Source organism: Nocardiopsis sp. iso_238 (assembly GCF_056173325.1).
In genome coordinates this window covers 1,249,160-1,270,724 of sequence record NZ_CM149668.1, presented here as the reverse complement: position 1 = coordinate 1,270,724, position 21,565 = coordinate 1,249,160, and the positions used below count along the sequence as shown (strand labels likewise).

20 protein-coding genes are annotated in these 21,565 nt (G+C 71.0%); 9 read left to right on the top strand and 11 right to left on the bottom strand.

Annotated features, from left to right (window positions below; all coding sequences use genetic code 11):
• The first annotated feature begins 310 nt into the window (after window positions 1–310).
• Window positions 311–2,098, top strand: coding sequence for a hypothetical protein (locus AC0VYL_RS05690; RefSeq protein WP_475482514.1), 1,788 nt, complete (start codon window positions 311–313; stop codon window positions 2,096–2,098).
• 2 nt (window positions 2,099–2,100) lie between these two features.
• Here the strand turns inward: AC0VYL_RS05690 and AC0VYL_RS05685 are convergent, their stop codons facing one another.
• The gene (locus tag AC0VYL_RS05685) at window positions 2,101–2,697 is read right to left on the bottom strand and encodes an HD domain-containing protein (protein ID WP_475482513.1); all 597 of its coding nucleotides are present in this window, start codon (window positions 2,695–2,697) and stop codon (window positions 2,101–2,103) included.
• 45 nt (window positions 2,698–2,742) lie between these two features.
• Here AC0VYL_RS05685 and AC0VYL_RS05680 point away from each other — a divergent pair, with 45 nt between their 5' ends.
• Window positions 2,743–3,624, top strand: a complete 882-nt coding sequence (locus AC0VYL_RS05680) for a 3-methyladenine DNA glycosylase (RefSeq protein WP_475482512.1) — start codon at window positions 2,743–2,745, stop codon at window positions 3,622–3,624.
• 67 nt (window positions 3,625–3,691) lie between these two features.
• Here AC0VYL_RS05680 and AC0VYL_RS05675 read toward each other — a convergent pair whose 3' ends face one another.
• The 6 genes from AC0VYL_RS05675 to AC0VYL_RS05650 all read right to left on the bottom strand — a co-directional run bounded on the left by AC0VYL_RS05675 (window position 3,692) and on the right by AC0VYL_RS05650 (window position 10,356).
• Window positions 3,692–4,105 carry a thiol-disulfide oxidoreductase DCC family protein gene (locus tag AC0VYL_RS05675; RefSeq protein ID WP_475482511.1) on the bottom strand — a complete coding sequence of 138 codons (414 nt, stop codon included), beginning with the start codon at window positions 4,103–4,105 and terminating at the stop codon, window positions 3,692–3,694.
• Between the two features lie 165 nt (window positions 4,106–4,270).
• Window positions 4,271–5,380 carry an ABC transporter ATP-binding protein gene (locus AC0VYL_RS05670; protein WP_475459983.1) on the bottom strand — a complete coding sequence of 370 codons (1,110 nt, stop codon included), beginning with the start codon at window positions 5,378–5,380 and terminating at the stop codon, window positions 4,271–4,273.
• A complete protein-coding gene (locus tag AC0VYL_RS05665) occupies window positions 5,377–6,465 on the bottom strand; it encodes an ABC transporter ATP-binding protein (RefSeq protein ID WP_475459981.1) in 1,089 nt (362 codons plus the stop codon). The genes AC0VYL_RS05670 and AC0VYL_RS05665 overlap by 4 nt, the downstream gene beginning before the upstream one ends.
• Before the next feature lie 2 nt (window positions 6,466–6,467).
• Window positions 6,468–7,487 (bottom strand): ABC transporter permease, encoded by a 1,020-nt coding sequence (locus AC0VYL_RS05660; protein ID WP_475482510.1) that lies wholly within the window; start codon window positions 7,485–7,487, stop codon window positions 6,468–6,470.
• A complete protein-coding gene (locus tag AC0VYL_RS05655; RefSeq protein ID WP_475459975.1) occupies window positions 7,487–8,491 on the bottom strand; it encodes an ABC transporter permease in 1,005 nt (334 codons plus the stop codon). The genes AC0VYL_RS05660 and AC0VYL_RS05655 overlap by 1 nt, the downstream gene beginning before the upstream one ends.
• Before the next feature lie 197 nt (window positions 8,492–8,688).
• Window positions 8,689–10,356, bottom strand: a complete 1,668-nt coding sequence (locus tag AC0VYL_RS05650; protein ID WP_475459972.1) for an ABC transporter substrate-binding protein — start codon at window positions 10,354–10,356, stop codon at window positions 8,689–8,691.
• A gap of 358 nt (window positions 10,357–10,714) precedes the next feature.
• Between AC0VYL_RS05650 and AC0VYL_RS05645 the strand changes: the two genes are divergently transcribed.
• Complete coding sequence (locus AC0VYL_RS05645) at window positions 10,715–11,119, top strand: hypothetical protein (protein ID WP_475459969.1); 405 nt, start codon at window positions 10,715–10,717, stop codon at window positions 11,117–11,119.
• A 229-nt stretch (window positions 11,120–11,348) separates the two neighbouring features.
• Here AC0VYL_RS05645 and AC0VYL_RS05640 read toward each other — a convergent pair whose 3' ends face one another.
• The gene (locus AC0VYL_RS05640; RefSeq protein WP_475482509.1) at window positions 11,349–11,843 is read right to left on the bottom strand and encodes a hypothetical protein; all 495 of its coding nucleotides are present in this window, start codon (window positions 11,841–11,843) and stop codon (window positions 11,349–11,351) included.
• Between the two features lie 87 nt (window positions 11,844–11,930).
• Window positions 11,931–12,446, bottom strand: coding sequence for a gluconokinase (locus AC0VYL_RS05635; RefSeq protein ID WP_475459964.1), 516 nt, complete (start codon window positions 12,444–12,446; stop codon window positions 11,931–11,933).
• 120 nt (window positions 12,447–12,566) lie between these two features.
• Here AC0VYL_RS05635 and AC0VYL_RS05630 point away from each other — a divergent pair, with 120 nt between their 5' ends.
• Window positions 12,567–13,274, top strand: a complete 708-nt coding sequence (locus AC0VYL_RS05630) for a FadR/GntR family transcriptional regulator (RefSeq protein ID WP_475459962.1) — start codon at window positions 12,567–12,569, stop codon at window positions 13,272–13,274.
• 4 nt (window positions 13,275–13,278) lie between these two features.
• Here AC0VYL_RS05630 and AC0VYL_RS05625 read toward each other — a convergent pair whose 3' ends face one another.
• Window positions 13,279–14,655: a GntP family permease gene (locus tag AC0VYL_RS05625; protein WP_475482508.1), complete on the bottom strand. Its 1,377-nt coding sequence runs from the start codon at window positions 14,653–14,655 to the stop codon at window positions 13,279–13,281.
• A 309-nt stretch (window positions 14,656–14,964) separates the two neighbouring features.
• Between AC0VYL_RS05625 and AC0VYL_RS05620 the strand changes: the two genes are divergently transcribed.
• The gene (locus AC0VYL_RS05620; RefSeq protein ID WP_475459957.1) at window positions 14,965–15,597 is read left to right on the top strand and encodes a DJ-1/PfpI family protein; all 633 of its coding nucleotides are present in this window, start codon (window positions 14,965–14,967) and stop codon (window positions 15,595–15,597) included.
• A 59-nt stretch (window positions 15,598–15,656) separates the two neighbouring features.
• Here AC0VYL_RS05620 and AC0VYL_RS05615 read toward each other — a convergent pair whose 3' ends face one another.
• Window positions 15,657–16,682, bottom strand: a complete 1,026-nt coding sequence (locus AC0VYL_RS05615) for a MerR family transcriptional regulator (RefSeq protein WP_475482507.1) — start codon at window positions 16,680–16,682, stop codon at window positions 15,657–15,659.
• Window positions 16,683–16,802: 120 nt separating this feature from the next.
• Between AC0VYL_RS05615 and AC0VYL_RS05610 the strand changes: the two genes are divergently transcribed.
• The 4 genes from AC0VYL_RS05610 (at window position 16,803) to AC0VYL_RS05595 (ending at window position 21,539) form a co-directional block, all read left to right on the top strand.
• Entirely contained in the window at window positions 16,803–17,807 is a 1,005-nt protein-coding gene (locus AC0VYL_RS05610) for a threonine aldolase family protein (protein ID WP_475482506.1), read from the top strand.
• A gap of 148 nt (window positions 17,808–17,955) precedes the next feature.
• Window positions 17,956–18,744, top strand: coding sequence for an IclR family transcriptional regulator (locus AC0VYL_RS05605; protein ID WP_475459949.1), 789 nt, complete (start codon window positions 17,956–17,958; stop codon window positions 18,742–18,744).
• 374 nt (window positions 18,745–19,118) lie between these two features.
• Window positions 19,119–20,618, top strand: coding sequence for a glycerol kinase GlpK (gene glpK / locus AC0VYL_RS05600; RefSeq protein ID WP_475482505.1), 1,500 nt, complete (start codon window positions 19,119–19,121; stop codon window positions 20,616–20,618).
• Window positions 20,619–20,777: 159 nt separating this feature from the next.
• Window positions 20,778–21,539 carry an MIP/aquaporin family protein gene (locus AC0VYL_RS05595; RefSeq protein ID WP_475459944.1) on the top strand — a complete coding sequence of 254 codons (762 nt, stop codon included), beginning with the start codon at window positions 20,778–20,780 and terminating at the stop codon, window positions 21,537–21,539.
• Window positions 21,540–21,565: the final 26 nt, after the last annotated feature.

The window sequence follows — 21,565 nt, the reverse complement described above, 5'->3', positions numbered from 1 at the left end:
CGCTAACCCCCACCCTGAGACGCCCGCTTTGTCCACCATCACCAATCCGGAGCCCCGGCTTGGCCACTGTGGCGTACGCGGCCGACGAATCCCGGGGCGCACCGGCGCTGGGGAATCGATGACTCGGCCGTTCCGTGGGTAGACGGAGAGTACGACCCGAGGCGGTGGGGCACCGACCCGCCGAAGGGAACTTGGTCAACCGGCTGGCGCGGGGGCGGTCCTTCGTCCACAGTGGTGAGGGAGGGCCCTGCCAGCGGGTTCGGCCGGACCCTCGGGTCCACCGCCCTCGACGGGAACCCGGGAGTGCCCATTGCCGCTCGTCTACCGCACGTTGGTCGCCGTCCACGACGACGACGGGGACCTGGTCCCGGTCGCCTCCTCGGTCCTCTCCCGCTGGCTGAGCAAGCGCGGCAACTCGGGGGCGCGCGTGGACTTCACCGGCTCGGGCCGGTTCGAGCTGAGCAACCGTTCACGGGCGCTGGTGGCACGGCACCACAACGCCGACGAGGGCCTGACCTTCCTGCGGCTGACCACCGAGTCCGAGAAACCGGAGGGCGTGTGGCGCACCCTGGCCACGGTGGTGGTGGACCCCGAGCTCTCCCCGTGGAACTACGTGTGGATCGACATGACCGTCGACCCCGCCGCTCCCACCGACTCCCCCCGCGCCGAGGTGATGCCGCCCGAGGCGGCGCGCATGCTGCTGGGATCGGTGGGCGCGCACGACGGCGCCCACCCGCTTCCGTCCTCGCCCCGCATCGTGCGCGGACGTGACGACGACGACGTGGCCGCCCTCCTCTCGACCATCCGCGACCCCCTGCGACGCCTGGCGATCGTCGCCACCGGGGCGCCCCGCGACGTGACCGTGGCCAACTGGCGCACCTCCATGGCGGGAACCCTGTCCCGCTGCACCGGCATGTGCGCCGGGTACGTACTCGACGGGGCCGCCCTGGAACGGGTCTCCGAGCTCCTCCCCCGCGGTCTGGACGTACCCGCGGGCGGGGTGCGCACCTTCTTACCGGGTGTGGACCCCGCCGACGAGGCGGACGCCCAGCGCCACCCCCGGATGAGTCCGGGCACCCTCGACACGGCCCGCGACGGCGAACGCGTGCGCAACTGGGTGGGCGCCGCCCTGTCCCGGAGGGTGCGCGACAACGCGCTCGGACTGCGCCTGCCCGAGGCGCTCCGGGCGATCGACGCGCTCCTGACCGAGGAGACCGAGGACCTGCGCCGGGGTCCGAACACCCGTGCCCCCGTTCCCCCACGGGCACCCTCCGGATCGGGGAACGTCATCGCACACCAGTCAGACCACGACTCCGTCTCCTCCGTGGAACTCGCCGCCGCCCAGGCACAGGAACAGCAGGTGCGGCGGCTCAGAGAGGAGGTGCGCAGACTCAACGCGCGGATCGGGGAGCTGTCCGAGGAACACCAGGCCGTGCTCGCGGAGACCGCCGACCTCGCGGACGAGCTGGCCGCCGCCCGGGAGGAGCGGCGCGTCGCCCGGTTCGAGGCCGGGTGGCTGCGCGACCAGGCACGGGAGGCGGGACTGTTCCGGCTGGCCGCCACCCCCGCCCCCCGCGACCCCGAGCAGCGGCCGCCGTCCAGCGTGGCCGAGCTCCTGGAACGGATCACGGACGGCACGGCCCTGCCGCACCTGTTCTTCACCATCGAGGACCAGACCGTGTACGAGCTCTCCGACAGCCGCAAGGAGGGGCTGTGGGTGACCCGGGCCTGGGAGGCGCTGCTGGCCCTGAACGACTACGCCCGCTACCAGTTCGACAACCCCGGCAGCGGGCTGGGCTTCCACTCCTACCTGCGCGAACCCCCGGACGGGTACCGGGTGATCCCGGTCAAGCGGCTGGCCTCACAGGAGTCCGACTACGTCCGCAACCGGGGCAAGCTCAACGAGAAGCGGGTGTTCCGCGTGCCGACCGAGGTGGAGCCGGACGGCCGGGTCCCGATGTACGCGCACATCAAACTGGACATCGAGTACGGCATCTGCCCCCGGCTGTACTTCTTCCCGCACCTGGGCCCCGACACCACCAACCGGGTGTACGTGGGCTACCTGGGACGGCACCTGCCCGTCCAGCAGTCCAACTGAGCTCAGACGAGGACGTGCCCGAAGGAACGGGACAGCGCGGCCAGGTCCGGCTCGCCGTACCGGTCCACCAGCTCCCTGAACCGCAGCTCCTTGTCCGGGCCGAAGCGGCGCACCTTCGCGGCGTAGGTGTCGACGGTGAGGAAGACCGGCGGCTCGCTCTTGCTGTGGAACTTGTCCGCGTACATGACCAGCTCCTCCTCCGGAGACTCCGCGAGGTAGTCCGCGACCGGGATGGGCAGCCCCTGGTCGCGCACGTCGTCGCGGGTCACGCCCACGCCCGTGTGGTGCGAGCAGAACCGGCACAGGATCTCCGGCAGCCCCTCCCCCGCCAGCAGTTCGTGGCCGAGCACCCCGTGGCTCACGTAGCGGGGGCCGTCGATCCGCCCCCGCTCGTCCATCAGCCGGTAGACGCCGACGTCGTGGAGCAGACACCCGGCGCGGACGAGGTCGGCGTCCACCCCGGCGGGCGCCGCGGCCAGCAGCAGTTCGGCCACCTCGCACACGGCCCGGCAGTGCGTGTACACGAGCTCGAAGGCCTCGGGGGTGGGCGCGTGACGCTCGTGGAGGGCCCGGATCTCTTCGTCGGTGGGGATCTGCATCCCAGCAGACTAGGGCAGGTCCGGGCCCGGACTACCCTGGGTTCCGTGACGGGAACGAGGACCGAGGCCGTGGCCGGCCTGGCGGAGACGGAGTGGCGCGAACGCGCCGAGCGGCACGGGCGTCGGGTGGACGCCCTGGTGGGCGAGCACGTACGGCGCAGGAGCGCGGGCGAGCGGCACCCCGTCGAGGACTTCCTGTTCACCTACTACAACCTCAAGCCCGCGCAGCTGCGGCGCTGGCACCCCGGCGTCGGGACGGTGCTGCTGGGCGAGGGCGCCCGCGCACGGCTCTCCGAGCGCTTCTACACGGAAGTCCCCGGCGGCGTGGGGCTGGACGTGCCCGCGTTCCTGGCCGCCCGCACGGTGCTGGACTTCGTGGAGCGTCTGCTGTCCTCCGTGGCCGAGCGCCCCGCGCACCTGGGCTGCTTCGGGCTGCACGAGTGGGCGATGGTGTACCGGACCGAGGAGGTACGGCACGGCCAGGTCCCCCTGCGGCTCGGACACGAGGGGACCGACCGCGTCGTGGAGTCGCACCGGATCCAGTGCTCGCACTTCGACGCGTTCCGGTTCTTCACCGAACCCGCCCGCCCGCTGAACACCCTCCAGCCCGCACGGGAACGCCAGGCGGAGCTGGACCAGCCGGGGTGCCTGCACGCCAACATGGACCTGTACAAGTGGGCCTACAAGCTCACTCCGGCGGTCCCCTCCGAGCTGGTCGCGGACTGCTTCGCGCTGTCGAAGGAGATCCGCGTGCTGGACATGCGCGCCTCCCCCTACGACCTCCGGGAGTGGGGGTACTCACCGGTGCGGATCGAGACCGCCGAGGGCAAGGCCGCCTACATGGAGTACCAGCGGGACTTCTCCGAGCGCGGCGCGGTGCTGCGCGAGCGGGTCCTGGACGTGTGCCGGGCCCTGCGCGCGGCCTGAGTCAGAGCGGGTCGGCGCGGCCCGCCTCCCGGGGGCCGCATCGGGTCCGAGGACGCGGCCAGGGGGTTCACGGGGGTGTGGACCGTCCGTTCGAGGGCGGGAGGGCGCAGGCGGCGGTTCCGCCGGGGAGCCGGTACCGGTTGGCGGCCACAAGCCGGTAGGCGGCGCGGTTGAGCGCGCGCACCCCGGGCAGCAGCAGGAACCTGCCGAGGGCCCGCGCGGGCGGCCCCGCGCCCAGGAGCACCCCGGCGACGGCGTCGCCCCCCGCGAGCCGCCGCCCGTCCGGGTAGACGATCCAGGCCTGTTCGTCGGCCTGCTCGGGGGTGAGACCGAGGGCGGGGAGGTCGGAGTCCTGAGAGGCCGCGAAGGCGGTCCGGGTGCGCAGGCGGTCCCGCGCGAAGGCGACCGCACGCTGGCAGAAGCCGCAGTCCCGGTCGTACAGGAACAGCCCGGGGCCGCGCGCGTGAGCGGTATCCGCCATGATCCGGTTCCTCCTGGTTCGGTAACCCCTTGTACCCTCCTACCTCCCCGCTCCACCCGCCCAGCAGTCAGGAAACCCGAGTCGCGTCGGACATTCCCGGGTCATGAGGCCCGGACGCAGGAGTGCGCGGGCGCCCTCGACGGGCACCCGCGCGCTCGGTCCGGATCAGCTCGCGCCGTGCACGATCCGCTCCGCCAGTTCCTCGCGGGGCTGGATCTCGCCGGAGAGGATCCGCTCGGCGTAGTGGCAGGCCACCCGGTGGGTGCCGCTCGCGTCCACGCCGTCCAGCGGGCGCAGCTCCGGGCGCTCGGTGTCGCACCGCTCCTCCTGCCGCCACGGGCAGCGGGTGTGGAACCGGCAGCCCGCGGGCGGGTTCGCGGGCGAGGGCAGGTCACCAGCGAGCAGGATGCGCTCCCGGGTGTCCTCCACCGTCGGGTCCGGCACCGGCACCGCCGACATCAGCGACCTCGTGTAGGGGTGCAGCGGGGTCTCGTACAGCTCGTCGCTGGTGGCCTCCTCGACCAGCGAACCCAGGTACATCACCCCCACCACGTCGCTCACGTGCCGCACCACCGCGAGGTCGTGCGCGATCACCAGGTACGTCAGGCCCAGCTCCTCCTGGAGCTCCTCCAGCAGGTTGAGCACCTGCGCCTGGATGGACACGTCCAGCGCCGAGACCGGCTCGTCGCAGATGATGAGGTCCGGTTCCAGGACCAGCGCCCGGGCGATCCCGATGCGCTGGCGCTGACCGCCCGAGAACTCGTGCGGGTACCGCTGGAGCGCCTTGGCGGACAACCCCACCCGCTCCAGCGCGTCCACCACCCGGCGGCGCTGGTCCTCACCGGTCCGCCGCCGCAGCTCCGCCCGGCTCAGCCCTCGGGCCTCCTCGCCCTCGGGACCGCCGATGCCGTGCGTCTGGAGACCCTCCAGGAGGATGGACCCGATGTTCTGGCGCGGGTTCAGGCTGCCCAACGGGTCCTGGAAGACCATCTGGAGGTTGGCGCGCTCCCGGCGCATCGACTCCGAGTCGAGCCCGGCCAGGTCGCGCTCACCGAACCACACCTCGCCCTCGGTGATCTCGTTCAGCCGCAGCACCGCCCGGCCCAGGGTGGTCTTGCCGCACCCGGACTCCCCCACCAGGCCGTAGGTCTGGCCCTTCTCGATGGTCAGCGACACCCCGTCCACGGCGCGTACGTGCCCCACGGTGCGGTCGACGATCACGCCCCGCTTGATGGGGAAGTGGACCTTGAGGTCCCTGATCTCCAGCAGGCTCATCCCCGCTCCTCCTCGTCGTCGCCCACCACGGCCGGGCTCTCCAGCACGGCCCGGTCCACCACGTCGGCGTGGCTAATGGGGTTCACACAGCGGTGGACGTGTCCGGGGTCCCCGTCGCCCATCCGGACGAGCCGGGGCGGCCCCTGGAGGCACTCCATGGTGTAGTGGTCGCACCGGGGCGCGAACGCGCACCCGTCCGCCCAGGCGATGTTGTCGTTGACCGAACCGCGCACCGGGGTGAGCGGTTCGCCGCGCGGCGCGTCCAGGCGCGGGATGGAACCCAGCAGGCCCACCGTGTACGGGTGGGTGGGGTCGCTGAAGAGCGGCGCGCGCTCGGCGGTCTCCACCGCCCGGCCCGCGTACAGGACGTTGATGTCGTCGCACAGACCCGCCACCACGCCCAGGTCGTGGGTGATCATCAGCAGGCCGGTGCCCTCCTGGATGACCAGGTCCTTGAGCAGCTCCAGGATCTGCGCCTGGATGGTGACGTCCAGGGCCGTGGTGGGCTCGTCCGCGATCATCAGGCGCGGCTTGCAGGCCACCGCCATCGCGATCAGCGCGCGCTGGCGCATACCGCCGGACAGCTGGTGCGGGTACTCGTTCAGACGCCTGGTGGGGTCGGGGATGCCCACCCGGTACAGGAGGTCGGCCGCCTCCTTCCTCGCCGCGGCGCCGCGCATCCCCCGGTGCCGCTTGAGGATCTCCGTGACCTGGACACCGATGGGGACCACCGGGTTGAGCGAGCTGAGCGGGTCCTGGAAGATCATCGCCAGCTGCGATCCGCGCAGGTCGCGCATCCGGCGCTGGGAGACCCTGAGCAGGTCCGCCTCCTGCGGCTCCTCGCCCCGGTCGGACAGGCGCATGACAGCGCTGCCGCCGACCTTCACGCCCCGGTCCGGCAGCAGGCCCATGAGGGCCAGCGAGGTCACGCTCTTGCCGCACCCGGACTCACCGACCAGCCCCGTGACCTTGCCCTCCTCCAGGGTGAAGGAGACCCCGTCGACGGCGCGGGTCGGGTTCTGGCCCTTGCGGTGGAACACCACGGACAGCTCGTCCACCGCCAACAGCGGCGTGCTGGAACTCATGGTCACTTCCTCAACTTCGGGTCGAGCGCTTCCCGCAGCGCCTCACCCAGCAGGGTGAAGCCGAGCGCGGTGATGATGATGCCCAGGGCCGGGTAGACGGCCAGGGACGGTGCGCTGGACAGGAACCGCTGGGCCTCGGACAGCATCGTGCCCCACTCCGGGTAGGACGCGTCCGGGTTGCCCAGGCCCAGGTAGGACAGGGCCGCCGCGTCGATGATGGCGGTCGCCAGGGTGAGTGTGGACTGCACGATCACCGGGCCCATGGAGTTGGGCAGGATGTGCGACACGGCGATCTTCCGCTTGCGCACACCCAGGGCCTGCGCGGCCAGCACGTACTCGCGGTTGCCCTGGGAGATCATCGCGCCGCGCAGCAGGCGGGCGAAGATCGGGACCTGGGCGATGCCGACCGCGATCATGACCGTGGTGAGGCTGGGTCCGACCAGGGCGGCGACGGTGACGGCCAGCAGCAGGGTCGGCATGGCCAGCATCATGTCGATGACGCGCATGATGACGTTGTCGACCTGGCGTCCCCAGTGACCGCCCAGAACCGAGCAGGCACCGGCCAGGCCGCCCAAGAGCGCGCCGAACAGGAATCCCACCAGGGTGGCGACCACACCGACCAGGAGGGTCTGGCGGGCCCCGATCACCATGCGGGAGAACATGTCCCGGCCGAGGTGGTCCAGGCCCAGCCAGTTCTCCGCGCGCGGCCCCACGAACTCGTTGCGGTTCGGGAAGACCTCGCCGCCCCAGGCCTGGGAGGTGGGGCTGTACGTGGCGATGAGCGGCGAGAACAGCGCGATGACGAGGAACACCGCGACGATGACCGCGCCGGTGATCGCCATGGGGCTGCGCCGCATCCGCTGGAAGGCCTCGCGCCAGACCCCGGCGCCGTGGCCGCCGGCGTCCCGGTCGCCCATGAGCTCGGCGAGCCGGTCCACCTTGTCGGCCTTGCGCCTGTGGAACGGGACCTTGTCGTCGGCCCCGGCGGTGTCCGGGGCCTCGGGGTTCGGTGTCGTAGGCATCACTGGGCCCGCACTCTCGGGTCGAGGAGGCTGTACGAGATGTCGACCAGGAGGTTGATGAACACGTACATGGTGGCGATGAGGAGGATGAAGCCGGTGAGCACCGGATAGTCGCGGGTCTGTGTCGCCGCGTAGACGAACGACCCGATCCCCGGGAAGGCGAAGACGCTCTCCGTGAGGACCGCCCCGGCGAAGAGGCTGCCCGCCAGCAGACCGACCGCGGTGACCACCGGCAGCAGGGCGTTGCGCAGCACGTGGCGGGTGCGCACCGTGGTGCGGTGCAGGCCCTTGGCGTTGGCCGTGCGGACGTAGTCCTCGCCCATGACCTCCAGGACGCTGGCGCGGGTCATGCGGGTGATGACGGCCAACGGGATGGACGCCAGGGCCAGCCCCGGCAGGACCAGGTGGGCGAGGGCGTCCATGACGACGTCCCACTCCCTGGTCATGAGGCCGTCCAGGACCACGAACCCGGTGATGTCGGTGCGGCTCAGCCCCGGGGAGAGCCGGAACGCCGACGGGAACACGCCCAGGTTCTCCGCGAAGACCACCTTGAGGATGAACGCCAGGAAGAAGACCGGGGTGCAGATGCCCAGGAGCGAGCCGCCCACGGCGGCGAAGTCCAGCACGGTGCCGCGCTTGCGGGCGGCGAGGTAACCGAGGGGCAGACCGGCGGCGACGGCGAAGATCATCGCGGTCACGGCCAGTTCGAAGGTCGCGGGGAAGCGGAGGAAGAACTCGTCCAGGACCGGTCGGCTGGTCTGGAGGGAGGTCCCCAGGTCGCCCTGCACGATGTTGCGCAGGAAGGTGAGGTACTGAACCGCGAGGGGTTCGTCCAGGCCCAGGGACCGGCGCAGAGCGGCACGCTGCTCCGCGGTCGCGTCGTCGGGGAGGAGGGCGTACTCGGGTCCGCCCGGCAGTCGTTGGAGCCAGACGAACAGCAGGATCGACAGACCGCCGAGAGTCGGGATCAGCTGTAGGAGTCGCCTGACGATGAATCGCAGCACCTGCGCCGCCTTTCGCCAGTGGAACGATGGACGCGAAGCGTCCCCCGCCGGGGTGTGGCGGGTTGGACGGATGGATGTCGGGGGTACCCGGGGGGGTGCGGCGGAACCGCCGGGGTGGCCGTGCGGCGGGCCCGACCGGTCAGGAACCGGCCGGGCCCGGCGGAGTCCCCTCCCGGGTCAGGGAGAGGGGACGGCGCCTACTTCCAGGAGGCCTCGGCGAAGTTCTCCTGGGTCAGCGGACTGACGTTCGGCGGGTTGACGTCCCCGGAGAACGCGATGGAGGGCGGGGAGCTGGAGATGGGCAGCCCGGGCAGGACGTCCATCACCATCTCGTTGAGCTCCTGGTAGCCGGCGACGCGCTCGTCGGCGTCGGGGTTGGTGCTCACTTCCTCCATCTTGTCGAAGAGCTCCTGGTCGTCCATGCCCCAGGCGTTGTTGGGGGTGGAGAACCAGGTGCCGATGAAGTTGTAGGCGTCGTTGTAGTCGCCGGTCCAGCCCAGCAGGTACAGCGGGCAGTTGCCGCTGTCGGTCTGGTTGATGTACTCGGCCCACTCGTAGCTCTTGGCCTCCACCGTCACGCCGGCCTCCTGGAGGTCCTCCGAGATGACGTCGAAGATGTCCTTGGGGGCGGGCATGTAGGGGCGGGTGACCTCGGTCGGGTAGCAGAACTCGAGTTCGAGGTCCTCCTGGCCCGCGTCGGCCAGCTTCTCGGCGGCCAGCTCCGGGTCGTACTCGAACTCGCGCACGTCCGGGGACCAGCCGTCGAGGGTGTCCGGGTGGAACTGCGTGGCGACCTCGCCGCCCTCGGGGAGGATGGTGTCGACGATGCGCTGGCGGTTCACCGCGTGCGAGAGGGCCTCACGGACCTCAAGGTCGGCCAGGGCCTCGTTCTCCTGGTGGTAGGCCAGGTAGAGGACGTTGAACACGTCACGGGTGGGGACCTCGAACCCGGCCTCCTGGAGCGGGCCGACGTCGGCCGGGGCCACCAGGTCGTAGCCGTGGATGTCGCCCGCCTCCAGGGCCTGGCGGCGCGCGTTCTCGTCCGGGATGGCCCGGATGATCATGTTCTCGAAGCCCGCCGGGTCGCCCCAGTAGTCGTCGAACCGCTTGAGGGTGATCTCCCCCTGGTCCTGGTTCCACTCCTCCACGGTGAACGGGCCGGTACCGGCGACCGTCCCCGGGACCTGGGTGTACTCGGGCAGGTTGGGGTTGCCCTCCTCACCGGTGATCTCCTGGCCCTCCATGGCCTCCAGGCTGGTGGGGCTCATGATGCCGAAGGCCGCGAGGCTGAAGCCGCCGGGGTACAGGGAGGAGAACTCGCTGACCTCGATGACGGCGGTGAACTCGTCCTCGGCCTCGCAGGAGACGAAACGCGGGTCAGGAGCCGCGTACGTCTCGTCGTTCTCCGCGAATCCGCCGAAGATCTTCTGCCAGTAGTACGAGTTGTTCGAGCTCTGGTAGGCACCGGTGAGGTTGTACCAGCGGTCGAAATTGGCGCACACCGCCTCGGCGTTCAGGTCGTCGCCGTCGTGGAACTTCACGCCCTCGTGAAGGTTGAAGGTCCAGACCGTGCCGTCCTCGGACTGGTCCCAGGATTCGGCCAGTCCGCCGACGATTTCAGAACCGCCGGATTCGTGTTCGAGAAGGGTCTGGAAGACCTGTCGGCTGTACCGGAAGGTCTCACCGTCGCTGGCGAGGAAGGGGTCGAGCGCGGTGATGTCACCGGCGGAGGCGAAGACGAACGGCTGCGAGTCGTCGCCGCCTCCTCCAGCGCGGTCACTCTCCGCGCAGGCTGTCGCCACAAGCGTGAGCGACGCCGCGACGGCCACCAGGCCGAGCGGCTTACGGGAAGACTTCGTGAACATGGTCCACCTCAGTGATGGGGGACGGGGGTTTGGGGGCCCGTAACGATGAGTCGGACCCTAAACCGCGCCACGACCACCTGGGAAGGTAGACGGCTGGGTATTAATACAACCGTTTCAGATCTGTGCCGTGATCCATAGATCGGATTTTGGCCCGCATGTGTTTAACTGAGCGTCATCTTCACCAGAACCCCTGACGCCCCTACCCCGTGACAATGGGTATTCACCCGAGCACAATTCCTTTTTCTTTATCCGATCATGGGATGAATTAACTTTCGTTGCCGAATGTCCGTTTTTCGATTCCCCTCCCGGAGCCGGACCCGAGGCGCCGGAGGTGTGCGGTTCGTCCTATGATCTGCGGATGGACACTCCCCTTGACGACGCGGAACTCACCGCGTTCCTCGAAGGCCAGGACACCTCCTGGCTGGCCGAGCAGCTGATGCTCGTCGCCGACGAGGACCCCATCACCCGCATCCGCCTGAGCGCGGCGGCCGGAGCGGAGAGCGCGGTGGAGGAGGCCCGAGGCGTCGTACTGACACGGGTCACCGAGCACTCGCCCCAGGAGGCCGCGACCGACCCCGACGACGGGGACCCGCTGCACCGGTCGCTCGACCTGCTGGACGACCTCCTCGACTACGGCTTCGAGGACGAGGTGGGAGACATCGCGGACGAGGCCCGCGAGATCTACGTCAACCGTCACGGGGAGGACGGCAGCGAGCACCTGGCCCGCCTCCACGTCCTGGCGGACGGCGAGGAGGAGGACTGAGCGGCGGCGCCTGAGACAGGACCCACGGAACGACAGGGGCCCGGCGGTGTGTGACCACACGGTGCACACACCCCGGGCCCACGGTGTTCCGAGCACACGGGTCCGAAGGACACGGGGCCACCCTCGGGGCTTTACGGCGTAGATCTCTCTCGTGGCCGGAGAGTGGCGACGTGCCCTGGTCGGACGGCCAGGGCACGCGCCTCACGAACGGGGTGGCAGGAGCGGGGTACTAGGAGGCGCACCAGCGGCGGACGCCGGTGCTCCACAGGGCGATGTTGGTGACGATGACGAAGAGGGCCACCACCAGTGCGACCAGCAGCATGGGGGTGTCCGCGAGCCGGGCCGCCGTGTTGAGCGCGGAGACGCCCACGCCGAGGGCGACCAGAGCGCCGAACTGGGCGGCGCGCCACAGGACGTGACCGGCGCGGCGCACGGGCACCACCAGCGCGACCAGCCCCAGGACGACCAGGGACGCCAGGACCACCTGCACCCACAGTTCGCGCACGACCGGCGCGGGCGCCCCCGCGTCGAGGGTCGCCCAGGACTGGTAGGCCAGGCCCGCGAACGCGGCGGCCGTGACGCACATCAGGACACAGGTCTGCCGAACGTCCTGCGGGGGCCGCACACCGGGGCGACCCGCGGCGAGCAGGCTCCGCCGGGGGGCCGGAAGCACGCTGAAGGGCCGGGAGTCGGAGGATACGGGGGACGTCTGGGTGTCTTGCATGACGAACAGGGTCGCGTGCCCGGGCGTACTTCACAAGTGGAGCGAAATCCCCACACAACCGGTGCCCGACTCGTGACGGAGCGTCCCCTAGTTTCGGGAGAGGCGCGTCTGCTCCGACACGTAGTCCAGGGCCTGTGCACTGAGTTCGTCGAGGTCGCCGCGCACGTCGAGCTCCAGGCCCTCCTCGTCCGGGCCCAGGCGCTCCAGGGTCTCCAGCTGGGAGCGCAGGAGCGCGGGCGGCATGAAGTGGTCCTCGCGGGCCTCGATCCGTTCCCAGATCACCTCCTCCGTCCCGTGCATGTGGACGAAGCGCACACCGGGCGCCCCGGCGCGGAGGACGTCCCGGTAGGAGCGCCGGAGCGCGGAGCAGGCCATCACGGTGGACTCCCCCAGCACCTCGTGCGCCGCGATCCAGTCGGCGAGCTCGGTCAGCCAGGGCCACCGGTCCTCGTCGGTCAGCGGCACACCGGCCGACATCTTGCTGATGTTGGCCTCCGGGTGGAAGGCGTCGGCCTCCGCGAAGGGCAGTTCCAGGCGTGCGGCGATCCGCTCCGCGACGCTGGTCTTGCCGCTGCCGGATACGCCCATGAACACGAAATGCATGCTCTCTCCGAGTCTTGGCCCGCCGCCCGTGCGCGACGCCGCCACCAATAGTGATATCAATCAATCCGGCTAGGCTGCTCCCTGACACCGACCGCGTCGCAGGAGATTCCGAGGGGCCAGATGACCACCGAGCACCGAACGCTGCACAACCGGGTGCTGGCGGTGCTCGGTCCGGCGATCGCCGCCGGCGAGTACGCCCCCGGTCACGCCTTCACCCTCCAGGGCCTGGAGAACGACTTCGGCGTGTCCCGGACGGTCGCCCGTGAGGCGGTCCGGGTCCTGGAGTCCATGGGACTCGTGGTGAGCCGCCCCCGGACGGGTATCCGGGTCCGCCCCCAGCGGGACTGGAGCGTCTTCGACCCCCAGCTGATCCGATGGCGCCTGGCCGGTTCCGGCCGGATGGCGCAGCTGCGTTCCCTCAACGAGCTCCGGGCCGCCGTGGAACCCGGCGCCGCCGCCCTGGCCGCCGAACGCGGGGCCGCCGACGAGCGGGCCCAGCTGGAGGCGGTGGCCGAGCGGATGACCCTCACCGGCCAGGCGGGCGAGCTCACCACCTTCATGGAGCTCGACATCGCCTTCCACCGCCGTGTCCTGGAGCTGTCCGGCAACGAGATGCTCTCCGGCCTGGCCGAGGTGGTGACCGAGGTGCTGGTCGCGCGGACCTCCTACGACCTGATGCCGCACAACCCCCGCCCGGAGGCCCTTCGCCTGCACATGACGGTGGCGAGGGCCGTCCGGGACGGGCTGCCCGACGTGGCCGAGGCCGCCATGAGGGCGATCGTCACCGAGGTCGCGGACGCCCTCAGGGACGACGCCCCCGGCTGCTGAGGTCCTACAGGACCAGGTGCAGGGCGAAGGCGAACCCGAAGCCGATGAAGCCGATCAGGGTCTCCATGACCGTCCAGGTCCTGAGCGTCGTCTTCACGTCCATCCCCAGGAACCGGCCGACCAGCCAGAACCCGGAGTCGTTGACGTGGGAGAGCGCGGTCGCGCCGGAGGCGATCGCGATGACGATCAGGGCCAGGTCGAGGGAGCTGAGCCCGGAGGTCGCCTGCACGGCCGGGGCGATCAGCCCGGCGGCCGTGGTGATGGCGACCGTGGCCGAACCCTGGGCGACGCGCAGGGCGAGCGCGATGACGAAGGCCGCGACGATGACCGGCATCCCCGTGGACTCCAGGCTTCCGGCGAGCGCGTCACCGATGCCGCTGGTGCGCAGGACGCCGCCGAACATGCCGCCCGCGCCGGTGATGAGGATGATCCCGCAGACCGGGCCGAGCGCGCCGCCGACGATCTCCTCGACCCGCTGGCGGGTGAAGCGCCCCCGGCTGAGGACCAGCATCGCGTAGAGCACGGTGATGAGCAGCGCGATGGGCGTCTCACCGAGGAGCCGGAGCGACTGCACCCAGAAGGCGTCGGCCGGGACGGCGCCGGTCTCGGCGAGGGTGGCCGTACCGGTGTTGCCGAAGATGAGCAGCATCGGCAGCATCAGGATGCTGAGCACGGTGCCCAGACGCGGCGGGTCCTCGTGGGTGACGTCGCCGTTGGACATGATGTCGTCCGGGACCGGGATCTCGAAGCGCTTGCCCGCCCACAGGCCGAACAGGTAGCTGGCCAGGTACCAGGTGGGGATGGCCAGGACCGCGCCGACGAGCAGGGTCAGGCCCATGTCCGCGCCGATCTCCACGGCCGCCGTGACGGGGCCGGGGTGCGGCGGCACGAAGGCGTGCATGACGGCGAAGGCGCCGGCGGTGGGCAGGGCGTAGGTGAGCACCGAACCGCCCACGCGGCGGGCCACGCTGAAGACGATCGGCAGCATGACGATGAGGCCGACGTCGAAGAAGATCGGGAAGCCGAAGAGCAGGGAGGCGACGCCGAGGGCCAGCGGGGCGCGTTTCTCCCCGAACAGCTTGATGAGGGCTCCGGCCAGGACGGCGGCGCCGCCGGTGACCTCCAGCATGCGGCCGATCATCACGCCCAGCCCCACGAGGAGGGCCACGTTGGCGAGGGTGCCGCCGAACCCGCTGAGGAGGGTGGGGACCACCCCGTCGACCGGGATCCCCGCGGCCAGCGCGGTGAGCACGCTGACCAGGACCAGCGCGACGAACGCGTGCAGCTTGAATCGGATGATCAGGAACAGCAGGAGCGCGATGGCACCGGCCGCGATCCCGAGGAGGGGACCCGTGCCGTAGACGGGTTCGAAGTTCTCCATGACGGAGCCTTCCGGTGGACGGGACTGGGGCTTGGTCGTGCGGGGACACGCCCTTGACCTGCTCTTGGACCAGGCTCAGTGAATGGTAATACCATTTGTGAGCATATGTGAACACCGGCTTTCGATTTTGTGAGGGTGACCCAGGCCACAGGACCGGATCGGAGCCCCTCCGGGCGGCGGCACCCGGGCGGGCAACGGACCGGAATCTTCACGGCACCGGCGGACAAACCAGGTGATCCGCGCGGCGGATGTGGCGTCCACGGTGTGCGTGAATTGACACCCCGCCCACCCAGACCCCAACCTCATGCCATGAGCGCTGAGCCCACCCCCTCTCTGCACCTCGCCGTTTACGACCGGATGGCCGACTGGCACTACGGCCACACCGTCGCGCAGGCGCGGGAGGGAATCGGCCCCCGTCGGACCGGCAGCCTCCCGGTCGTCACCGTGGGGCTCACTGGGGCCCCGGTGACCACGGCGGGCGGGCTCACCGTGCTCCCCGACGTCACGCTCCCCCAGCTCAAACCCTCGCGCAGCGCGATGTTCCTCCTGCCGGGCTCACCCGACTGGGACACCGAACCGGAGTCCCTGGCCCCGATGGCCTCGGCGGCGGGCATCCTCCTGGACGCCGGTGTCCCCGTCGCGGCGATCGGCGGCGCGACGGCCGGACTGGCCCGGGAGGGGGTGCTCGACCACCGCGACCACACCAGCTCGGCCCCCGACTACCTCCTGGGCACCGGCTACGCGGGCGCCCGCCGCTACCGCGAGGAGCTGGCCGTCACCGACGTGGACCTGGTCACGGCGGGCGGAAGCGCCCCCGTCGAGTTCGGCCGGGCCGTCCTCGCCCGGCTCGACCTGCTCAGTCCGCGCGCCCTCGACGCCTGGTACCGGCTGCACGCCCTGCACGACGCGGACGCCTACCTGACCCTGCTCGAAGAGGCCTGAGCCGGGGTCCCGCCCGGACCGCCCGGACCGGATCCGTCGGAACCCCCCGCGGGCCGGCGTCAGGAGCCGAGGGACGCCGCGCTCATGGCGTCCGCGATCCAGACGTAGGAGGCCGGGTCCTCGTCGTGGTCCTCGGGGACTCCGTTGATCACCGCCACCAGCGACAGGTACCGGCCGTGGGTGTCGTCGTGGCCGGGCTCCCCGGAGACGGCGTCCTCCTCGGCCAGCTGGCGCACGATGTCGGGGACCTGGCGGAACCCGTCTGCCATCCGGTCGCGGACCTCCGGAGTGAGCTCCGTGCCGGAGAGGGCGACCGCCGCCTCCATGAAGCGTGTGACGGTCGACTGCGCGCGCGGGGACCGGGGGGACTCCCCCGCACGGTAGGCGGCGAGCAGGTCCTCCATGAGGGGCGTCCCGCTGTCGTGGATGAAGTCCTGGAACGGCTCGGTGGCCATCGTCCTGGCCTCGGGCGCCGCGTGGGTGTACCGGAGGTGGGCGCGGACCGCGTCGCGGAAGTCCCGGTCCCGCACCAGGTCGGCCAGGGTGATCCAGGCCTCCAGCTGCGCGGCGGTGGGCTCCTCGGGCAGGACGGGACGCGTCGCGCGCAACCGGTCGACGAACCCGTCCGGCACGTCGAGGCCCTCCGCGACGTCGTTCCAGAAGTCGTCGATGGTCCGCTCGCGCTCCTCGTCGGTCATCGTCACCAGTCCGTGCATCAGGTCGACCCGCGCGGCCTCTCCTCCCTCCCTACCTCCCTCCCTGATCAGGGCCCTGAGCACCGCCCGCCTGGACCTCAGGACGCGCTCCTGCCGTTCGACGACCTCCAGGTGGGTCACGAGCACGCCGTGCAGGGTCGTGTCACCGGAGAGCAGCCTCCGGATCTCCCTGAGGTCGGTGTCCAGCTCGCGCAGGGTGCGGACGAGCTCCAGTCCGGCGATGGCGTCGACGTCGTACATCCGGTGCCCGGCCTCGTTCAGGGCCGTGGGCCGGACGACCCCGGCCTCCGAGTAGTAGCGGACGGCGCTGACGCTCAGCCCGCTGCGTCGCGCGGCGTCTCCGATGGGGTACAGCTCCTCGTGGTTCATGGGGATCACTGTGGCGCCTCAAGCGGCTTGAGGCGCAAGCTCGCTCCGCGCCGGGCCGGTCCGGGTTCCGCGGGGGCCGCGCAGTATCGTCGTGGGCGCACCCCCACGCCGAGGAGAACCGTGATCGACCTGCGTTCCGACACCCTGACCAGCCCCACGCCCGCGATGCGGCGGGCCATGGCCGAGGCGGAGGTGGGTGACGACGTGTTCGGCGAGGACCCCACCGTGCGCGCGCTGGAGGAGGAGACCGCCGCGCTGCTGGGCCGGGAGGCGGCGCTGTACGTGCCCTCAGGACACATGGCCAACCAGCTCGGCCTGTACGTGTCCACCCGCAGCGGCGAGGAGGTGTGGGCGCACGAGAACCACCACCTCATCGGTGACGAACAGGGTGCCACCGTGGTGCTCGCCCGCGCCCTGCCCCGGCTGTACTCCGGCGACCCGTTCCCCTCCCAGGAGCTGCTGGAGTCGTGGATCGCGGGCGTCGGTGACGTGCACCGGGCCGACCCCGCCCTGGTGTGGCTGGAGAACACCTTCTCGGGGCGGGTGGTCCCCCTGGCCGAACAGCGCCGGGTGACGGACTTCGCGCACGCGCACGGGCTGCGCGCCCACCTGGACGGGGCCCGGCTGTGGAACGCCGCCGCCCATCTGGGGATCTCCCCCGCCGACGCGGCCGCGGGCTTCGACACGGTCTCGGTCTGCTTCTCCAAGGGGCTGGGCGCTCCGGTGGGCTCGGCGCTGGTCGGTGACGCCGAGACGGTCCGGCGGGCCCGGCGCGGCCGCAAGCTGCTGGGCGCGGGCATGCGCCAGGCGGGGATCATCGCGGCGGGCGCCCTGCACGCCCTGCGCCACCACCGGGAGCGGCTGGTCGAGGACCACGCGCGCGCGGCCCGGCTGGCCGGACGGCTGGCGGGCCTGCCGGGGCTGACGGTCGAGGCCCGGACCAACATGGTGCTGGTCACCACCCCCGACGGCCTGGCCGGACGGTACCTGGAGGCGCTCGCGGCCGAGGGGGTCCGGGCGCTCGGCGGCGGGACCCGGGTGCGGCTGGTGCTGCGCCAGGAGATCACCGACAGCGACGTCGAGGACGCGGCGAAGGCGATCACCCGGGCGGCCGCGGCGGTCTGAGGTGAACCGACCGCAGGTCAGCGCGGTGGCGCGTCGGTAGACTTGGCCGATCGCGCGCGAACCCGGGGCGCCGACAGGTGTTGCGCATCACATCGCGTAGTAGCATCGGGCGTATGACATTGTCGTACTAGAGAGTGGTAGCACCGCAATGCCGGGAAGAATCCAGTCCATCGAACGCGCCGCCGCGATCCTCCGGCTCCTGGCCAGTGGCGCCCGCGGACTGAGCCTGGCGGAGGTCTCCCGCTCCCTGGAACTGCCCAAGGGCACCGCCCTGGGCATCCTGCGCACCCTCCAGCACGTGGGCTTCGTGGAGCAGGACCCCGAGTCGGGCCGGTACCGCCTGGGCGGCGGCATGCTCAGCCTCGGCACCCGGTACCTGGACGGCAACGAACTCCGCACCCGCGCGCTGAACTGGGCCGACACCCTGGCCTCACGCAGCGGCGAGAGCGTGCGCATCGGCACCCTCCACAAGCACCAGGTCCTCGTGGTGCACCACGTCTTCCGCCCCGACTCCTCCCGGCAGACCCTGGACGTGGGCACCCTGCTGCCGCTGCACGCGAGCGCCCTCGGCAAGGTCCTGATGGCCTTCGACCCCCTGGCCGTGCCGGAGGAGGTCTCCGCGGTGGAGACCGACTCCCCGGTGGAACTCACCGCCTTCACCCGCCACACCGTGACGTCGATGGCGGCCCTGGAGGCCCAGCTGTCGGAGATACGCGACAACGTCTGGGGCTGGGAGGCCGAGGAACTGGTCGACGGCGAGGTCTCCATCGCCGCGCCCATCCGCGACCGGCGCGGGGTCACCGTCGGCGCCATCGGGGTGCGCGGCGCCGTCGAGCGACTGCGCGGGGAGGACGGCAAACCCGACATGGAGCAGGTCTCCTACGTGCGCGACGCCGCCCGGGCCATCTCCCGTGAGTTGGGTGTCACACCCTACTGAGCCGGGTCTCACTCCCCGGGCCCCCGCCTGAGCGTCCGCTCCCCCGACACCGGGCGGCGGATCCGCGGGCTGTCTTCACACGCCTTCCCATACCCCGCCGGGCAACGGCCGGACCAAAGGCGGTCACCGCTTCGCCCCACTTCGGGTCAGCCCCCGGAGTGGTGCTTTCCGTGTCCGCGTCCGTCTTGAGACAGTGTCCGCCCGACCGCGTGATCCACGCAACACGATTGCGTCACACGGCCTTGACATGGGAAGGAAAGACGGTTGAAACTATCGCCTATTCATACGTCAATGTCGTACATCGTTCGGTGAGCACCGCCGATCACACCGATTCCCACCCCGTTCCAGAGCCGTCCACCTGAAGGCGAGCACCGATGAGTCAGCAGTACGTCGCCGCGATCGACCAGGGCACCACGTCGAGTCGCTGCATCCTCTTCGACCGGGACGGACGTATCGTCTCGGTCGACCAAAGAGAGCACCGGCAGATCTTCCCGAAGCCCGGTTGGGTGGAGCACGACGCCCTGGAGATCTGGACCAACGTCGAGGCCGTGGTCCAGGAGTCGCTGCGCAAGAGCGACATCACGCCCGACCAGATCGCCGCCATCGGTATCACCAACCAGCGTGAGACCACCCTGATCTGGGACCGCGCCACCGGCGAGCCGGTCTACAACGCCATCGTCTGGCAGGACACCCGCACCGACGACATCGTGCGCGAGCTCGCCGCCGACGAGGGCCAGGACCGGTTCCGCCCCAAGTGCGGGCTCCCGCTCGCCACCTACTTCTCCGGCCCCAAGATCCGCTGGCTCCTGGACAACGTGGACGGCGTCCGCGAGCGGGCCGAGCGCGGCGAACTGCTGTTCGGCACCATGGACACCTGGCTCATCTGGAAGCTCACCGGCCGCCACGTCACGGACGTGACCAACGCCAGCCGCACCATGCTGATGAACCTGGCCACCCTGGACTGGGACCCCGAGGTCCTGGAGGCCATGCGGATCCCGGCCAGCCTGCTGCCGGAGATCCGCTCCTCCTCGGAGGTCTACGGCGAGTCCACCGGCTACCTGGCGGGCACCCCCGTGGCCTCGTCGCTGGGCGACCAGCACGCCGCACTGTTCGGGCAGACCTGCTTCGACCCGGGCGACGTCAAGGGCACCTACGGCACCGGCACGTTCCTGGTGATGAACACCGGCACCGAGCCCGTCACCTCGCACAACGGCCTGCTCACCACGCTGGGCTACAAGATCGGCGACGCTCCCGCCGTCTACGCCCTCGAAGGGTCCATCGCGGTCACCGGCTCCCTGGTGCAGTGGCTCCGCGACAACCTCGGCCTGATCTCCTCCGCCCCGGAGATCGAGACGCTCGCGCGCACCGTCGACGACAACGGCGGCTGCTACGTCGTCCCGGCCTTCTCCGGCCTGTTCGCCCCGCACTGGCGCAGCGACGCCCGCGGCGTGATCGCCGGTCTGACCGGCTACGTCAACAAGGGACACATCGCCCGCGCGGTCCTGGAGGCCTCGGCCTGGCAGACCCGCGAGGTCGTCGACGCCATGAACGCCGACTCCCAGATCGACCTCACGACCCTGAAGGTCGACGGCGGCATGACCGCGGACAACCTGCTCATGCAGATCCTGTCCGACGTGCTCGACGCCGAGGTCGTGCGGCCGATGGTCGCGGAGACCACGTGTCTGGGCGCCGCCTACGCGGCCGGGCTCGCCGTGGGCTACTGGCCCGACATCGAGACCCTGCGCGCCAACTGGCACAAGGCCGCCGAGTGGAACCCGCGGATGGAGCCCGCGGTCCGTGAGCGCGAGTACCACAACTGGAACAAGGCCGTGCAGCGCACCCTGGACTGGGTGGAGCACGAGGACGCCGGGTAGCACCGGGCCGACGGGGGCGGGCCGGTCACACGGCCGCCCCCGGCCCGCGCGTCGACCGCGCCCCAGGGGCTCCTCCCGGTGCCCCGGAGCGCGGACCCGGGGCACCGGGAGGTGTCCCCTTCATCCATCTCGGCAGCCCCGCACGGGGCGGAGGTCTCCATGGAAAACATGTCCGCGTACCTGGCGGAGTTCGTCGGTACGGCCATTCTGATCCTGCTCGGCGGCGGTGTGGTCGCCGGCGTCTCACTCGCCCGCTCCAAGGCCCTCGCCGCGGGCTGGATCGTGGTGACGTTCGGCTGGGGTATGGCGGTCGCCATGGCCGTCTACGTCGTCGGCACCACCTCCGGCGCCCACATCAACCCGGCGGTCACGCTCGGTCTGGCCAGCATCGGCGAGTTCGACTGGGGGCTGGTGCCGGGTTACGTCGCGGCCCAGATGCTCGGTGCCATCGTCGGTGCCTGCCTGGTCTTCCTCGCCTACTTCGCGCACTGGAGGATCACCGACGACCCCGAGGCCAAGCTGGGTGTGTTCAGCACCGCGCCCGGGGTGCGCAACCCGGTCGCCAACCTCACCACGGAGGTCATCGGCACCGCGATGCTGGTGCTGGGCATCCTCGGCATCGGCGGCAACGAGGGTTCGGTCACCAAGGGTGACGCCGACCTGTCCGCCCTGTTCGCGCACGGTCTGGCCCCGCTGCTCGTGGGTCTCCTGGTGTTCGCGATCGGCCTGTCGATCGGTGGCCCGACCGGGTACGCCATCAACCCGGCCCGTGACCTCGGTCCGCGCATCGCGCACGCGCTGCTGCCCATCCCGGGCAAGGGCTCGTCCGACTGGGGGTACGCCTGGATCCCGGTGGTCGGTCCCCTCGTCGGCGGTGTGATCGGTGCCTGGATCTGGCACCTGACCGGCTTCGGCACCTGAACCGGGGCGTGACGACGCTCGTTGGG

What these genes read in the sequence shown, in the direction of transcription:
- AC0VYL_RS05605 (WP_475459949.1), top strand. Translation starts at nt 17,956, where the DNA reads ATGCCGGGAAGAATCCAGTCCATCGAACGCGCCGCCGCGATCCTCCGG.
- AC0VYL_RS05645 (WP_475459969.1), top strand. Translation starts at nt 10,715, where the DNA reads ATGGACACTCCCCTTGACGACGCGGAACTCACCGCGTTCCTCGAAGGC.
- AC0VYL_RS05650 (WP_475459972.1), bottom strand. Translation starts at nt 10,356, where the DNA reads ATGTTCACGAAGTCTTCCCGTAAGCCGCTCGGCCTGGTGGCCGTCGCG.
- AC0VYL_RS05685 (WP_475482513.1), bottom strand. Translation starts at nt 2,697, where the DNA reads ATGCAGATCCCCACCGACGAAGAGATCCGGGCCCTCCACGAGCGTCAC.
- AC0VYL_RS05595 (WP_475459944.1), top strand. Translation starts at nt 20,778, where the DNA reads ATGGAAAACATGTCCGCGTACCTGGCGGAGTTCGTCGGTACGGCCATT.
- AC0VYL_RS05665 (WP_475459981.1), bottom strand. Translation starts at nt 6,465, where the DNA reads ATGAGTTCCAGCACGCCGCTGTTGGCGGTGGACGAGCTGTCCGTGGTG.
- AC0VYL_RS05660 (WP_475482510.1), bottom strand. Translation starts at nt 7,487, where the DNA reads ATGCCTACGACACCGAACCCCGAGGCCCCGGACACCGCCGGGGCCGAC.
- glpK (WP_475482505.1), top strand. Translation starts at nt 19,119, where the DNA reads ATGAGTCAGCAGTACGTCGCCGCGATCGACCAGGGCACCACGTCGAGT.
- AC0VYL_RS05615 (WP_475482507.1), bottom strand. Translation starts at nt 16,682, where the DNA reads ATGAACCACGAGGAGCTGTACCCCATCGGAGACGCCGCGCGACGCAGC.
- AC0VYL_RS05630 (WP_475459962.1), top strand. Translation starts at nt 12,567, where the DNA reads ATGACCACCGAGCACCGAACGCTGCACAACCGGGTGCTGGCGGTGCTC.
- AC0VYL_RS05640 (WP_475482509.1), bottom strand. Translation starts at nt 11,843, where the DNA reads ATGCAAGACACCCAGACGTCCCCCGTATCCTCCGACTCCCGGCCCTTC.
- AC0VYL_RS05635 (WP_475459964.1), bottom strand. Translation starts at nt 12,446, where the DNA reads ATGCATTTCGTGTTCATGGGCGTATCCGGCAGCGGCAAGACCAGCGTC.
- AC0VYL_RS05675 (WP_475482511.1), bottom strand. Translation starts at nt 4,105, where the DNA reads ATGGCGGATACCGCTCACGCGCGCGGCCCCGGGCTGTTCCTGTACGAC.
- AC0VYL_RS05620 (WP_475459957.1), top strand. Translation starts at nt 14,965, where the DNA reads ATGAGCGCTGAGCCCACCCCCTCTCTGCACCTCGCCGTTTACGACCGG.
- AC0VYL_RS05625 (WP_475482508.1), bottom strand. Translation starts at nt 14,655, where the DNA reads ATGGAGAACTTCGAACCCGTCTACGGCACGGGTCCCCTCCTCGGGATC.
- AC0VYL_RS05670 (WP_475459983.1), bottom strand. Translation starts at nt 5,380, where the DNA reads ATGAGCCTGCTGGAGATCAGGGACCTCAAGGTCCACTTCCCCATCAAG.